Annotated in this window: 16 protein-coding genes and 2 pseudogenes; 1 reads left to right on the forward strand and 17 read right to left on the reverse strand. The window is 55.0% G+C overall.

Annotation, left to right across the window (positions count from 1 at the left end; translation table 11 throughout):
* Positions 1 to 49: 49 nt before the first annotated feature.
* Positions 50 to 961: a helix-turn-helix transcriptional regulator gene (locus H8S54_RS09490; protein ID WP_186901369.1), complete on the reverse strand. Its 912-nt coding sequence runs from the start codon at positions 959 to 961 to the stop codon at positions 50 to 52.
* Positions 962 to 1,144: 183 nt separating this feature from the next.
* Here H8S54_RS09490 and H8S54_RS09495 point away from each other — a divergent pair, with 183 nt between their 5' ends.
* Positions 1,145 to 1,501 (forward strand): helix-turn-helix domain-containing protein, encoded by a 357-nt coding sequence (locus H8S54_RS09495; RefSeq protein WP_186901384.1) that lies wholly within the window; start codon positions 1,145 to 1,147, stop codon positions 1,499 to 1,501.
* A gap of 48 nt (positions 1,502 to 1,549) precedes the next feature.
* Here the strand turns inward: H8S54_RS09495 and H8S54_RS09500 are convergent, their stop codons facing one another.
* From H8S54_RS09500 to H8S54_RS09575, 16 genes and pseudogenes are all read right to left on the reverse strand, one after another.
* Positions 1,550 to 1,711: a hypothetical protein gene (locus tag H8S54_RS09500; protein ID WP_186901370.1), complete on the reverse strand. Its 162-nt coding sequence runs from the start codon at positions 1,709 to 1,711 to the stop codon at positions 1,550 to 1,552.
* Between the two features lie 5 nt (positions 1,712 to 1,716).
* Positions 1,717 to 3,120 carry a relaxase/mobilization nuclease domain-containing protein gene (locus H8S54_RS09505; protein WP_186901385.1) on the reverse strand — a complete coding sequence of 468 codons (1,404 nt, stop codon included), beginning with the start codon at positions 3,118 to 3,120 and terminating at the stop codon, positions 1,717 to 1,719.
* Between the two features lie 86 nt (positions 3,121 to 3,206).
* Positions 3,207 to 3,497: a CD1845 family protein gene (locus H8S54_RS09510; RefSeq protein ID WP_186901371.1), complete on the reverse strand. Its 291-nt coding sequence runs from the start codon at positions 3,495 to 3,497 to the stop codon at positions 3,207 to 3,209.
* Positions 3,498 to 3,673: 176 nt separating this feature from the next.
* Positions 3,674 to 4,018, reverse strand: coding sequence for a plasmid mobilization protein (locus tag H8S54_RS09515; RefSeq protein ID WP_408610272.1), 345 nt, complete (start codon positions 4,016 to 4,018; stop codon positions 3,674 to 3,676).
* The gene (locus H8S54_RS09520) at positions 4,015 to 4,200 is read right to left on the reverse strand and encodes a DUF4316 domain-containing protein (protein ID WP_118747585.1); all 186 of its coding nucleotides are present in this window, start codon (positions 4,198 to 4,200) and stop codon (positions 4,015 to 4,017) included. The genes H8S54_RS09515 and H8S54_RS09520 overlap by 4 nt, the downstream gene beginning before the upstream one ends.
* Positions 4,201 to 4,210: 10 nt before the next feature.
* Entirely contained in the window at positions 4,211 to 4,828 is a 618-nt protein-coding gene (locus H8S54_RS09525; protein ID WP_207725605.1) for a defense against restriction DarA-related protein, read from the reverse strand.
* Positions 4,829 to 4,964: 136 nt separating this feature from the next.
* The gene (locus H8S54_RS09530; protein WP_186901387.1) at positions 4,965 to 5,327 is read right to left on the reverse strand and encodes a cysteine-rich VLP protein; all 363 of its coding nucleotides are present in this window, start codon (positions 5,325 to 5,327) and stop codon (positions 4,965 to 4,967) included.
* Positions 5,328 to 5,502: 175 nt separating this feature from the next.
* Positions 5,503 to 6,117 (reverse strand): DUF4366 domain-containing protein, encoded by a 615-nt coding sequence (locus H8S54_RS09535; protein WP_186901372.1) that lies wholly within the window; start codon positions 6,115 to 6,117, stop codon positions 5,503 to 5,505.
* Positions 6,107 to 6,361, reverse strand: a complete 255-nt coding sequence (locus H8S54_RS09540) for a DUF4315 family protein (RefSeq protein ID WP_186901373.1) — start codon at positions 6,359 to 6,361, stop codon at positions 6,107 to 6,109. Before H8S54_RS09540 ends, H8S54_RS09535 begins: the two co-directional genes overlap by 11 nt.
* A 21-nt stretch (positions 6,362 to 6,382) precedes the next feature.
* The gene (locus H8S54_RS09545) at positions 6,383 to 8,047 is read right to left on the reverse strand and encodes a C40 family peptidase (RefSeq protein ID WP_408610273.1); all 1,665 of its coding nucleotides are present in this window, start codon (positions 8,045 to 8,047) and stop codon (positions 6,383 to 6,385) included.
* A 190-nt stretch (positions 8,048 to 8,237) separates the two neighbouring features.
* Positions 8,238 to 10,640 (reverse strand): VirB4-like conjugal transfer ATPase, CD1110 family, encoded by a 2,403-nt coding sequence (locus H8S54_RS09550; protein ID WP_186901375.1) that lies wholly within the window; start codon positions 10,638 to 10,640, stop codon positions 8,238 to 8,240.
* Complete coding sequence (locus H8S54_RS09555) at positions 10,588 to 10,977, reverse strand: PrgI family protein (RefSeq protein ID WP_186901376.1); 390 nt, start codon at positions 10,975 to 10,977, stop codon at positions 10,588 to 10,590. The genes H8S54_RS09550 and H8S54_RS09555 overlap by 53 nt, the downstream gene beginning before the upstream one ends.
* A gap of 42 nt (positions 10,978 to 11,019) precedes the next feature.
* Positions 11,020 to 11,445: pseudogene (locus H8S54_RS09560) on the reverse strand (DUF7007 domain-containing protein); the annotation flags it as partial.
* A 23-nt stretch (positions 11,446 to 11,468) separates the two neighbouring features.
* The gene (locus tag H8S54_RS09565; protein WP_186901377.1) at positions 11,469 to 12,335 is read right to left on the reverse strand and encodes a VirB6/TrbL-like conjugal transfer protein, CD1112 family; all 867 of its coding nucleotides are present in this window, start codon (positions 12,333 to 12,335) and stop codon (positions 11,469 to 11,471) included.
* Positions 12,336 to 12,355: 20 nt separating this feature from the next.
* Positions 12,356 to 12,436, reverse strand: a pseudogene (locus tag H8S54_RS09570) (Maff2 family mobile element protein); the annotation flags it as partial.
* Positions 12,437 to 12,526: 90 nt separating this feature from the next.
* The coding region (locus tag H8S54_RS09575) for a DUF4368 domain-containing protein (RefSeq protein WP_186901378.1) at positions 12,527 to 13,030 on the reverse strand (504 nt) is incomplete at its 5' end.

Consider the following 13,030-nt stretch of genomic DNA (forward strand, 5'->3'; position numbering starts at 1 on the left):
TATCCTCCTTTTGAACGATATTGTACAGCCAAAATATGACAACAGCGTGTCATGTTTCATATTGGCTTATCGTGTTTTTTAAAAAGTTTTTTATCTCTGAGCGCAAACTATCAGGAGAGACTATCTCTGCCTTATCTCCCAAACTGGCAAAGGTAGTAATTACCCAACTGGGATATTCCGAATAAAATGTAATATAAAGACTGTCAGCAGTCTTTATAATATTTTCTTCTCCAAAAAAATCAATAGCAAGGAATTCAAGTGATTTATCCATACGGACGGTTATTTCAATCCCTTGACTGTTCGAAAACTCACTTTTTAGTAACGGGGCTTCATAATCTTTCCGTTCCTCAAATGTTTCCGTAGTAATCTGTAAATCGGTAATACGCTCGATCTTAAAAATGCGGAAATCATTTCTATAATGGCAATATGCAAGCATATACCAACTCTCTTGTTTGAAAAGCAACTTATATGGTTCCACAATCCGTTCACGATAGCCATTGGAGCTATAATATTTCATGTTAAGCAAATTGTGGTTAGCAATGGCAACACGGATAAGCCGTATTTTTTTTATTATCGTGCTATTGTGGTTCCATGTAGAAAAATCAATAACAATATCATTTTCCAATAGCATTTTGTCGTTGCTGCTAAATCTAAGTTTGGCAAGTAAAGTTTTAATCTTTGTACTATCGTCAATGATTGAAAGCCCTTGTATTCCGGCAAGAATAACATCCATGTCATCTTTGCTTAAAGCAGATTTGTTATATCTGAAATTGGGCATAAGTGAAATACCGCCACCAACACCTTGCTGTGTAATAACCGGGAAACCCGCACTTGATAAATCCAATAAATCACGATGTATTGTGCGAACAGAAACCTCAAAATACTCCGCTAATTCTTTTGCGGTCACTTGTTTTTTATCCAAGAGGATACTCAATATTCCAAACATACGATTACTTTTCATACGCTTACACCACCTTATTATAAAGCATATTAAATAAGACAATCGGTGTCAAGTTTGAAAGTCGGACACTTGCTACAATTTTATCACAAGCAAGCGTGAAATAAAATACTACCTTTTAATAAAATTTCATTTCGTTCTCATAATTCAACCCGAAATGTAGAATAATATAGGGGTGATATGAGAATGTACCAAGACACCAGACGGCTTGACTTCCACGCATTAGGCCGGGAGATCAAGCGCAAGAGAGAGGCGAAAGGCTGGACGCAGGAATACCTTGCACAGCTCGTAGACCGTACCCCTCGTTCCATCATGTATTTTGAGAACCGGGGACAACACCCGAGCCTGAACACCTTTTACCAAATCATCACCCTGTTGGACATTTCCGTAGACCAATTCTTTTATCCTGACAGGCAGAACGGCGAAAGCGACTGCCGCCAGCATATTGACAGGTTACTCAATACAATGGACGAAAAGGAATTGACGGTCATGGAGGCCACAGCAGAGGGACTACAAAAAGCCAGAGAAACGGAGGTCAAGTAAAAAGGGCCTTCGTTTTTCTCGTTTTGGGTGGACTTTTCAGGGGTGCCGCTAAATGGCAAGCAATGCTTCTGTGGCCACAGAAGCCATTTTCACAAGCCCGGCCTTGCGGCCAGTCTGTGAAAATCTGCTTGTTGGGGAGCCTCCCCAAACCCGGCGCTTCGGGCCAAGTTGGCCCGAAGTGGTAGCGTCGCTTCGCTCCTTATGCGTCACAGTCCCTAACGCTCCTGTTCCTTCTTTCTGCCCGGCTCCGAGTAGCCCAGCAGATAGTCAATGTTGGCCTTGATGGTCGCGACCTCCTGCATATCCGCCTTGGCCTTGCGGTACTCGGCGTAGAGCTTCTTTTTCCGCTCGGCCAGCTTGCGGCCTTCCTCTTTGAGTGCGTCTATCTTGGGGAGCTTGCCGCCGTCCAAAATGCGCTTGAAGTCAGCGCAGGCCGCCCGATAAAGCTCAATATCCGCCTCATGTTCCGCAAGAAATTTTCTGCTGTACTTGCTGGCCTTGTACTTCTCAAAGACAGGCCGGGTCTTGGCATACTGCACCGTTGCCGCCTTCAATTCCATGTTGGTATGGAGGGCCGCTTCGGTGCTTTTGATTTGGTCGGACAGCTTGTGAAAACGCTCCGTTGCTGCCGTGGCCTTCTGCTCCAACTGCTCATAGTCCGTCAGGCCATTGTCCTGCAAGTAGGCAAGGGCGGCGGCCATCTGTTTGAGATTGAACACCTTGGCCCACCGCTCATAGCCGGGGCCTTTCCCTTGGAGCTTGGATTGAATGTCAATAGCCAAGCTGACCTTCTGGCGGGGCTGGCCGGGATGCTGGCGGGAGCCTGACAGAGCGGCTTTTATATTCGCTTCGCCGTAGCCGTCCCCGAGGGTATCAGAGCGCAGGCGGGTAAACCGCTCCTGACCGGGAGCCCGGAAGCTGACCGCTCCCCGGCGCTGTTTGACCTCATAGCCCGCCTGCTCCATCAGAGAGAGAAATTCCGGGAAGTCGGCGGGCCTCTTGGCAAGGGCGGTATCAATGGCGGCCCGCAGCCTGTCCTGATAGGTCAGCGGCCTTTTCTGCCCGGCCAGCCATTCCCCGTAATTGCGAAACTTCCCCTTGCTCCGGGGCTTGGGATTTTCCACGATGGACAATCCGTTTTCCAGACACAGGCGGTCAGAGAGCCGCCGCAGAGCAAAGGACGAGCCCCAGAAGTTGCGGAACTTCCGGGAACAGTCAAGGGTCGTGGAATTGTAGTAGATATGTGAGTGAATATGCTCCTTGTCCGTATGGGTCGTGACGATAAAGGCATGGCGGCCCTTCGTCCAGCGCATAGCCAGCTCATAGCTGACCCGGTTCGCTTCTTCTGGGGTAATCTCTCCGGGATAGAAGGACTGGCGGATCTGATAGCACAGCACATCTTCGCCCTTCTTTTGCTCCCGGCCCGTCATGGCCTTATAGCTGGCCTTTGCCAAAAGGAACTCGGCGGCCACCGTGGCCGGATCGCACTCATAGGAGGATATGTATTTTCCGCTCTCTGTCTTTTCAGGATTTTTCCCATAGTCCAGGCAATCCCGGATAGCCTCGGCTATGCTTTCTCCCTCGTTGGCATGGCGTTGCAGTAAGGTGGTCGTTGCCAGAGAAAATCCCTCCCTTCATAGGAAACGGCGGCCCCACCGAGCCGCCGTCAATCCGTGTTGCTTCGGGCCAACTTGGCCCGAGGCTGTCAGCTTATGATGAACTGGCGCAGAGACAGGTTCAGGCTGTCCAGCCCTGTGATGACAGCACCCGCCACCGCCTGTAGGCCATAGGGGGAAAGCAGGAACGCAATCACCAGATAAATGACACCGCCCACCGGGTAGCTGATGAAGAACAGCCCCACGCCCGACAGAGCCATGATGACCGAGGCCGCCGTCAGGAGGAAGGAGGACAGAGAGAACAGGAACAGCAGAACGGCCACAAGGACAGTCAGGAACAGGATAAGCGGTGCGGTGATCAGTTTAAGTATCAGTCTCATAGGTTCAACCCCTTTCTATCATCTTTCTACCTATATTTTACCATGCGGGCGTAGGGGCAACAATGTTGTAGACGGTTAGTAAATCTTGTCCCGGAGCCTCGGGCCAACATGGCCCGAAGCCGCCAGAAACAAAAAAGAGGCGGGGCGCAGACCACAAAGGCCCGCACCCCGCAAAGTTATTTCTCCACCAGCGTAGACAGCTCCATGAGCACCTCGGACACCCGGCCCCAGAGCTTTTCATAGTCCCGCTGGAGCCCGGCGATCTCCTCCGGGTACACGCCGAAGGTATTGGCATGGACGGCCACCTGATTGAGATTGTTGGCACACCGCCGCTGTAAGGACACCAGTTCCTTGACCGGGGCAAGGTCTACATGGAGGATATAGCCGTTCAGGGCCATTTTCCGCATATAGGCCCCGGCGTTGGTAATGCCCGCTTCGGCCATGCGCCGCTGTATCTGGGCCAGCTCGTCCGCCGTGACCATCACATGAAGGTGCCTGTCTCGCTTGCGCCGGGCCGTCAGCGTTCCTCCCGCTCCCGGCTCCGCTTGTGGGCGGGCGGCTCCTTCACTCTGTCCAGCTCCTTTTTCTCCGGCCCTTTGGGGAGCGGCGAGGGCGGCAAGTTGTTCAAAATGCCGTCCAGCATATTGTCGTTCTGTTCCTCGGAAAGCTCGGCGGTATGCAGGTGGTTGTCTCTCTCGTTCATAGCATCCTCCTTATCTGTCCTCATGGGACTTGTTGTGTTTGATCTTGTCGGGCTCCTTGGGGGCCTCCGATCTGTGGGCCGCCTCCTTGAGCTGGGCCGTGATGGAAGGCCGGGCCGCCCGGTCAGGATTGCCGGGAGCTGGGCGCAGCTCGTAATCTTCCATCTGTTTCTCCGTCAGGGGCTTCAAATAGGCCAGCTCTCCCCACGCCCGTATCGTGCCGCCCTCCACCATGCGCCGCTCGTCAAAGTTGATGATCTCCACGGGAGCGTTGCCGGGCGGCTTCGGGAAGGTGCCGAGGTCAACAGGCCGCTGGGTGGAATAGTAGCGGTAATACGCCGCAGGCTCCCGGCCACCTGTGCGCTCCTGCACCTGAAACAGCTCCTTGTAATCGTCAATGCGCTTGGCGAAGTCCTTTTCCGCTGTCTGACCGTTGCTGTGGTAGTGACCCCAATAGTAGTCCCTCTGGCCGTTCTCCGTTTCGGTAAACTGCCATGTGACAAAGGGGCTGGGGGCCGCCTCGTCATAGCCCAGGGCAAAGCCCCGGCCATTGTCGAAGGTGACGGACTTCAAAATCTCATAGCCTTGGTTGATCTCTATGTGGTTTCCTCCTTTCCAGCCTCGGGCCAATTTGGCCCGAAGGGATGAAATGTTACGAAATACCCGCTCAAACCGGGGCAAAAGGTATTAGGGTATTCCCGCCCGGAAAACAGGCGGGGAAAAGCCCGATATTCCGGGCTTTTTCTCCGGGCAAATCGTAACAGACCTACCCGGCTCCCCTCCGCTTTTTCCTCATGCGCTCCCGGCTCCTTCTGCGGTTCCCCTCAACCTTGCAGGCGTCGGAACAATAGGCTTGCCTCCCCTCCGGGAGAAAGGGCCGCCCACAGACGGCGCACAGCCGGGTATCCGGGGCCAGGCCATCCTCGCAGATGGAGGCCATCAGCACCGGGTCAAGGGGAAGAACGGCCTCCCGGAAGTAGCGGCAGTAGGCCCCCGTCCACCACTTGCCCAGCATATAGCACTCACAGTCCAGCGGCAGGCAGCCATACTCCCGGTCATAGTTGGCGCACATCTCCGTGACCAGTTTGCGGATACCTTTTCGCTCGTCACGGGACAGCTCCCGACACATCAGGATTTCGGGCCAACTTGGCCCGAAGCAGGAGCCGCAGGACGCAGCCGTTTCAGGCAACGCAGCTTTTTGCTCCTGCACTCCTTGAAATAACGGCACCCGGCACAGCGGTCAGGGCTGCCGCCCGGGCGGGGGACTTCCTTCATCATTCTTTCATAGGGGCTGCTGGTAAAGTTCATGCCTCGTCCTCCGTTTCGTCCTCTGTCTCCATATCGCCGTAGGGGTCGGCCTCGTCATAGTCGTAATCGTCCTCGTCCAAGTCGGCGGCCTCATGCTTCGGGCGGTAGACCTTAAAATAATAAGCCGCTCCGCCGCCCACCAGCAGGACGGCCGCAATCATCAGGAGGTTGCCAACAGGAAAGCCGGTATCTTTTTCGGGCTCGGGGTCAGGCTCGGCCACAGGTTCCGGGTCGGGCTCAGGCTGTGTGACAGGCTCCGGGGCCTCGGGCTCAGGGTCAGCTTCGGCAAGGGCCAGCAGGTCTTTTTCCGTGACGGCGTTCAGGAAGTACACATTTTCCTCGGTGCGCTGGCGATCAATAATCAGGTAGAACACATTCTCGCTGGGGGTGGTGATGGTGAAGAACTCTTTGCCGTCCTCGTCGGTGGCGTTGTCCACCACCGTCCCCGTCCCGTCCGGGGTGAAGGGCTTGGCGGTGATTTCCTCGGCGGCGGGCGGCGTGGTTTCCTCAACAGGCTCGTCACTCTGGGCGTAGGCCGTGACGCTCATGCAGGTAAGAGAAAGCAGGGCGGCGGTCAAAACCGCGGCCCTGCGAAGCAGCTTATTCCTCATGGTCGGTATCCTCCTTTTCTTTCTCAGGCTTCGGGCCAAGTTGGCCCGAAGCGGTAATGGCGGGGTTACTGAAAAAGGCGGCCAGCTCGGCGGGCGTCAGTTTCAGGGAACGGACAGCCTGAACGATCATGCTGTTTTCTTCCTCCTGACGCTGTTTCTCCAAGTCTTTGATCTTGGCCTGCCACTCGGCGGCCTTCTCCCGGGCCTTTTCCAGCTCCCGGTCAATCTTTTCAAGTTTACTCATATCGTCGCTCCTTTCGGAAAATCAGTTCAAACGCCCAAAGGCGTAAAAGTGCTCCTGCCAGTAGTTCGTGTTGATACTGGCGTATTTGATGGGGTCGCCCGCATGAATCATCATACCGTCGCCCACATAGATACCCACATGGGAGACTGGCCCGGCGCAGTCATAAGTCCGGGTAAAGAAAATCAGATCTCCGGGCCTTGCGTCGGCGGGCGACACATAGGCGCATTGATTGAAAATTCCGGTCGCCGTGGTGCGGGGCAGGTTGTGGACGCCGCTTGCCGTATAGACCCAGCAGACGAAGCCGGAACAGTCGAAGGAGGTGGAAGGGCTGGAGCCGCCCCACACATAGGGCCAGCCCAGATACTTTTCCGCCTCCGTGATAAGGGCCGCAAAGGCCGGGTCGGAAAGGGCCTCGCCCGGTATGGTGTAATTACTTCCGGGGTCATAGCTGCCGCCGCCTGTGTAAATGTCATCCCACAGATAGGGCTTATTGCCTTTGAGCTCCAAGGTTATGTCGTAGATTTCCTTCTGCTCGGCGTCCAAAAGAGAGTTGACCACCACGGGAAGGGTCTTGTTTTGGAGCCGCACATGGAGAATGTAATACTCATACGGCACCTCGTAGGTGTCCGTATGGGTGGTTCCGTCCTCGTCCGTCCATGTGTCCGTTTCGGTGCGGTAGCGTATCTCCACTTCCTCGGTCAGCGTCAGCTTGTACTGCGCCTCGAACAAGGTTCGCAGCTCGCCCTGCACATTCTCACGGGTGTAGGTGCGGAGCTTGGCAATCAGGTAGGAAGTCAGCTCGTAAGGGTTGTGGCCCAGCTCGTCCACATCGTAGCGGTACTCGTCATAGCCGGGGTGGGTGCGCTCAATGTTGGCGATCTTCTGGCGGAGGTCGTTTTCAAGGGCCGTATAGTCCTCGTTGGCCCCTAAAATATCCTCGTCCTCGGCGGTGTAGGAGGTGCCGACCACGGCGTTCATCATGCCAGTACCCAGCGAAGGGAAGGCGGAAAAGACGGAGTTCAAAATCAGGAACAGGCAGAACAACAGCAGAATAATGACAGCCCCACCCTTGTGACGGCGCACAAACTGGGCGGCATAGGCCGCCGCTTTCTCGGTGGTGGTAGCCGCCGCACCCGCCGCCTTGGCGGTCTGTTTTGCGGCCTCCCGGGCCTGCTTGGCGTACTCCCGCTTGATTTTCCACTTCTGGGCCATGCGGGAAAGGAAGTTGCTTTGAAGCTCCGGGTGCTCCTGTGCCATTTGCTGATAGTGGAGGTTGGCGTTGGCCTTCATGGTCTTGTGCTCCCATTTCTCCACCTGACGGGCCGGGTGCTCCCGGATACGCCGTTTGACATAGCGGGTAGCCTTATGTACCCCGGCCTCTGTCAGAAGCTCGGCCTTATGGGCGCTCTCCACGCCCACATTCTCATGCTCGACCTCGTGTATCTTGCGGTGGCCGTAGGCCCACACGCCAGCCCCCGCCGCCATTGCCGCCCGTTTGGGGAGGCTGGGAGGCTTCTGGGGCTTCTGCTGGGCCAGCTTTTCCTTGGCCATTTCCAGCTTGACAGCGGAGTGCTCGGCCTTGGCCTCGGCCCGTTCCTTCTTTTTCTCCTGTTTGTCCTTCTTGTCCTTTTGGGCGGCCTGTTCCTCATGGGCGGTATCCCGGCGGGCCTCGCCCTCCTGACGCAATCGGGAGGACGGTTTTTCCCGTTCCCCGTCCTGCTTGAATTTCCCGGTGCTCTGGGGCTTCGGGCCAACTTGGCCCGAGGTTTCCGCCCCAGTCTGACGGGTCACTTCTTCCTCGGTGAAATGGAGCCGCCCACGCTTTATCCGCTTTCCGCCCTTCGGGTTCTTCGGGCCAACTTGGCCCGAAGCGGTCTTACTCATTCTGCGCCTCCTTTTCCTCCGGGCGGGTAGTCATAATGGAGTAGAGCTTGGTGTTCTTCGGGAAACGGTCAACAAACGGGATGGTCACATTTCCGAAGAACAGCAGGCCCTCGCCGGAATTGGAATGGGTCACATAGGAAAGCTGGTGGGGACTTATCCCTAACTGCTTCGCCAAAATCTGTCTGTCCCCCTGCGCTTGCGACAGAAGCACCATGAAGTCAGAGTTTTCAAAGATGTTCTCAATCTGACGGCTGGCAAGGAGGTCTTTCACATTCTGGGTCAGGGCGCTGGGGACGCAGCCCTTTTTACGGAGCATTTTCCAGATGGTCACAAAGTAGCTGGAAGTCAGCTCGTCCTGCAACAGCACATGGAACTCGTCATAGTAGCACCATGTAGCGATACCGTGGGCGAAGTTGTGGGAAACCTGACTGTTCATCAGGTCGTTGATGATGTGCATGGCGATAGTACGCAGGCCCGCCCCCAGCTTCTTCAAGTCAAAGCACACCACACGGGCGTTTTTATAGTCCACATTGGTCTTATTGTTGAAGATGTTGAGGGAGCCGGACACATAGATTTCAAGGGCCGTTGCCAGCCGCTTCGCCTCGGGCTCGGTCTGCTGGCACAGAAGGTCGTACAGGTCTTGGAGCGTCGGAAGGGGCGTGTTGTCCGGGTCATTGAGAAAGTCCCGGTACACCATGCGGGCGCAGCGGTCAATGATGGTGCGCTCCACAGGCTGTAAGCCGTCCTTGCCGCCCACAATAAGCTCCATCAGGGACAAAATGAAGTCGCATTTCAGGCTGATAGGCGAAACCTCATCGTCCATGCTCACATCCAAGTCCATCGGATTGATGTGGTGCGGGCTGTTGGGGGCGATCTCCACCACAAGCCCGTCCTCCCCGAACTGGCGCACCAGCGGCGAATACTCGCCCATCGGGTCAAGAATAATAATACGGTCGCTGGTGGCGAGGAACACATTGACAAGCTCCCGCTTTCCGGCGAAGCTCTTGCCCGAGCCCGGTACGCCGAGGTATAGGCCGTTGGGGTTTTTCAGCTTCTTTCGGTTCGCCATAATGACATTGTGGGAAAGGGCGTTCAGGCCGTAGTAGATGGCCTCGCCGTCCATGCGGAGTTCCTGCGTCATAAATGGCACGAAGATAGCGGTGGAGCTGGTGGTCATACCCCGCTGTATCTCGATACCGTTGTAGCCGAGGGGCAGGCTGGATATAAGGCCCTGCTCCTGCTGGAAGTCCAACCGCTTCAACACGCAGTTGTATTTCTGCATGATACCCGACACCGTGAACAGGTCGTTGTCCAGCTCCCGGCGGGTGGCGGCGGTGTTCACCACAAGGAAAGTCAGAAGGAACATTCGCTCGTTGCGGCTCTGCAAATCGTTCAGGAGGTTCTTTGCGTCCTGACTGAATGTAACAAGGTCGGGAGGAAGTATGTCCATATCGTAGCCGCTTCGGACGGCCTTTTTTTGTTCCTCCACCTTCATCTTGTCAATGTCGCTGACCTTGCCTTTAATGGTCTTGATGGCCTTGGCCTGATCGACGGTCTGAATGTGCATGGTAATGGTCATTTCAGCGTCCACCTCCAACAGCTCCGCAAGGAGCTTGTCGGAAAGCTCGGAGGCCATGATCTGCATATAGGAGGCCGCTCCCCATGTAGAGCCCATACGGAACAGGCGGCTCTGGCGGAAGTCAAAGCTGTTGGGGGCGATAAAATCCTTTGTCCCCATTCCGGTCTTGGGTATCATATCCCATGTGAAGGAAAAGGGCTCGGTGCCGCCGGGGTGGAGCTGGCCGTGAAGGATCTCCAGCCGTTCCAGTCCATTGAGGGGCCGGGACTGTACCCCCAGCTTTTTGAAGTTGCCGGTAATATCGGCCTCCACACGCTCCAAGCGGGGTTTAGCAATGGCGAGGCTGTCCGCTGATACGCCGAAGGTCAGCAGCTTCGTCCTTACAATGCCGTTGTTGCTCTTGGCAATCTGCCCTTCCAGCATTTCCACATACTCACCCCGCATTTCGCTGTATTCGTCATCCCGCATGGGGATATTGAGCTTGTACTTGCTGTCCGGGCGGCTCCTGTGATTGATGAAGGAGAGCTGGAACGGAAGGGAGCTGTCAAAGGAATTGAGAAAGGCGCAGTAGCCGTCAAAGATGGCACTCTGGTCATCGGCCTGCGCCAACTGGTAGTTGATGTCCTCGTATTCAAGGCTCTTGGTATAGAACCTGTCGTTTACCCGGCAGATACCATCCTTGAAAAGCTCCCGGTACGGAATGGTCTGCTGTGCGGTCTGCGGCCCGGCCTTTTTCGGCTGGGCCTGTTTTGTGGGCCTGCGGTCAGGACGCTTTCTTTCTGCGCCCGGCCTTTTTGCCCCTTTGGTGGTCTGCAATCGGCTTTTCCTCCTTTCGGCTCAAAAAAGCATAGAAATTTTCGGTTTTGTAGGGCCTGACCCGTGACAGTAAAAACCTTGTTCGGATAATGTTGCGGAGCACCTTCTCAAAGGGAAGGCCGTCCTTCTCAAACATGGCAAACAGGAAACACGGCATCATCAGGCCGATCATCAGGAACAGGGCCGTACTGTTCCCGATATGGGAGCGGGTGAACAGGTAAAACGGGATACCGATACCGCCCGCTATGGAAAAACAAATAAGCTGGCGCTTCGTCAGGTTGAAGGCCAGCTTGGTCTTGATACGGCTCAAATCGTTGGGTACTGGCACATAGGCCAATGAAGTCACCTCCTTGGAGCTTCGGGCCAACTTGGCCCGAGGTCATCGTTCTGCCTGGCGGGCCGGAGCCTCCCTCCGGGCGGCCTGCGCCGCTTCAAGGCCGGACTGCCTTGCCCGCCAATACTCGGGGTTGTACCGCTTGATGGAGCGGTTGATATTTTCCTCAAAGGCGGCCTTGTCTTTGATACGCTTGGGTATCTTCCAGAGCTTCTTATCCAAAAGCTCCCGCAGCACCACTTCCTCCTGCGTATCTTCCTCAAAGCAGAGATAGCCGCCACGCTGAAAGCCGCACCGCTTGGCCGCCGGGGAGAGGAAGGCCGCCACTTCCTTTGAAACCATCGTCCCCCCGTGGCTGGCGGTACTCACGAGGAACACGCCGGGGCATAACAGGTCGCAGGTCTGCACCTTACCCCACGGGGACTTTTCCGGTTCCTGATACATCATCGTTCTGCACCTCCTTCCTGCCTCGGGCCAACTTGGCCCGAAGTGCTTTAATGCGCCCCAAAGATAGACTTTGACAAGCTCCCGGTCTTAAAGAGCACGAAGCACAGAAGCACCGTGTACCCCACACAAGTCCAGATAGCGTTCATCATATCGCCGTCCGTGGCGATACTCTGCACCAACACGGCGTAAATCGCCATGCACACCATAATGAGCATCCCCTGAAAGCCAACGGCAAACAGGGACTTGAAATAATTCTGTCCCATGTGTCCGACCTCCCGGTTGACGCTGGTGGCAAAGGGAATGGGGGCAAGGCTGGTCATCAGGTAAATTTCAATCATACGCCCGTAGACAATGACGAAAATCACGATATTCAAGGCCGTCATGGTGAACTGCACGAAGAAGGATTGCAGGAAGATACCAAGGAGCGGCCCCAGCTCCATTGCCTCAAGCTGGGTCTGCATATTGTTCAAAACCTCCGGCGTGACGGCGGTGGAGCCTTGTATCAGCCCCGCCGACTGGTGAATGACCTGCTGGGAAACATCAAATACCGCCATGACGATATTGAAGGTGTTGGACAGGATCATCACCGCAATAAAGGTCTTGAAAATCCACTTAAAAAAGATCCATGTGTCGAAGTTGTGTAGGTTGTTGTGGTCTATCAGCATTTGAATGAGCTCATAGGTCATCACAAAGGTAAGCACCAGTCCGGCGATAGGAAGAATGACCGTTTCGGAGAGCTGCCGTATCATGGAAAAGACCCCGGCGTTCCATGCCGCCGGGGGCGTCCCTACCTGCGCCGCAATCTCTCCGACCTGCTCATTCACATTGGTAAAAAGCCCGCCGAGGTTTCCCATGATACCCTCGACCAACAGCCCTTTGAGCCATTCTGTGATAGCGTCGAAGATACTTTGCATAGCTTACTCCTTCGGGAAGATTAGAACAGGTTTGCCAGCAGAGGGATCAAGTTCATGCCCAGCAGGACGATACCGCCACCCGCCATGAGCTGTTTTATCCCCAATTAGGTGTAAAACTCTGCTCAATGGCGGGCGGCGGCGTACAAAAAATCTATATGGTGTTTTTAAGAGAACCGTCCCGGCGGGACAGGTCAGGCAGTGACCTGTTCCACCTCTGGGATGGGTTTGAGATTAAAATGAATTTCGATAGAAATGTGTCTTGTTTTATCTTCGTCAATGCGCTCATGCACGACGATTTCTTTGATTAAGCGGTTGAGGGTGGCTGCGTCCAGCTCTGTGATATTGGCGTATTCCTGAATGGCTTCCACCCATTGTTTTGCGTCATTGGCAAGCTGGACTTCATCGGACAGCCGCTTTCTGCCCTCGGACACTTTTGCTTTAAGCTCCGCTTGCTCGGTCTGTGTCTTTTCCAGCATGGTGTTGAAATTCTGTTCACTGATACGCCCTGCAATCATATCCTCATAAAGCCGCATTACCATTTTGTCCAGAACCTCAATCCGTTCCTCGTCCCTTGTGAGGGAGCGTTCCATTGCTTCCCGCTGTTCCCGCTGCTCGGCTTCACAGGTATTGGTCAAGCGGTCGGCAACCGCTTCCCCGTCCATCAGGGCGGCTCTGGCACATTCCCGGATTTTCCG

The sequence above is a fragment of the Blautia segnis genome, assembly GCF_014287535.1.
Classification (GTDB): Bacteria; Bacillota; Clostridia; order Lachnospirales; family Lachnospiraceae; genus Blautia_A; species Blautia_A acetigignens.

Excerpts from the sequence above, each read along its gene's own strand:
- H8S54_RS09540 (WP_186901373.1), bottom strand. The coding sequence starts at position 6,361 with ATGAGTAAACTTGAAAAGATTGACCGGGAGCTGGAAAAGGCCCGGGAG.
- H8S54_RS09520 (WP_118747585.1), bottom strand. The coding sequence starts at position 4,200 with ATGAACGAGAGAGACAACCACCTGCATACCGCCGAGCTTTCCGAGGAA.
- H8S54_RS09490 (WP_186901369.1), bottom strand. The coding sequence starts at position 961 with ATGAAAAGTAATCGTATGTTTGGAATATTGAGTATCCTCTTGGATAAA.
- H8S54_RS09565 (WP_186901377.1), bottom strand. The coding sequence starts at position 12,335 with ATGCAAAGTATCTTCGACGCTATCACAGAATGGCTCAAAGGGCTGTTG.
- H8S54_RS09495 (WP_186901384.1), top strand. The coding sequence starts at position 1,145 with ATGTACCAAGACACCAGACGGCTTGACTTCCACGCATTAGGCCGGGAG.
- H8S54_RS09535 (WP_186901372.1), bottom strand. The coding sequence starts at position 6,117 with ATGAGGAATAAGCTGCTTCGCAGGGCCGCGGTTTTGACCGCCGCCCTG.
- H8S54_RS09530 (WP_186901387.1), bottom strand. The coding sequence starts at position 5,327 with ATGTGTCGGGAGCTGTCCCGTGACGAGCGAAAAGGTATCCGCAAACTG.
- H8S54_RS09510 (WP_186901371.1), bottom strand. The coding sequence starts at position 3,497 with ATGAGACTGATACTTAAACTGATCACCGCACCGCTTATCCTGTTCCTG.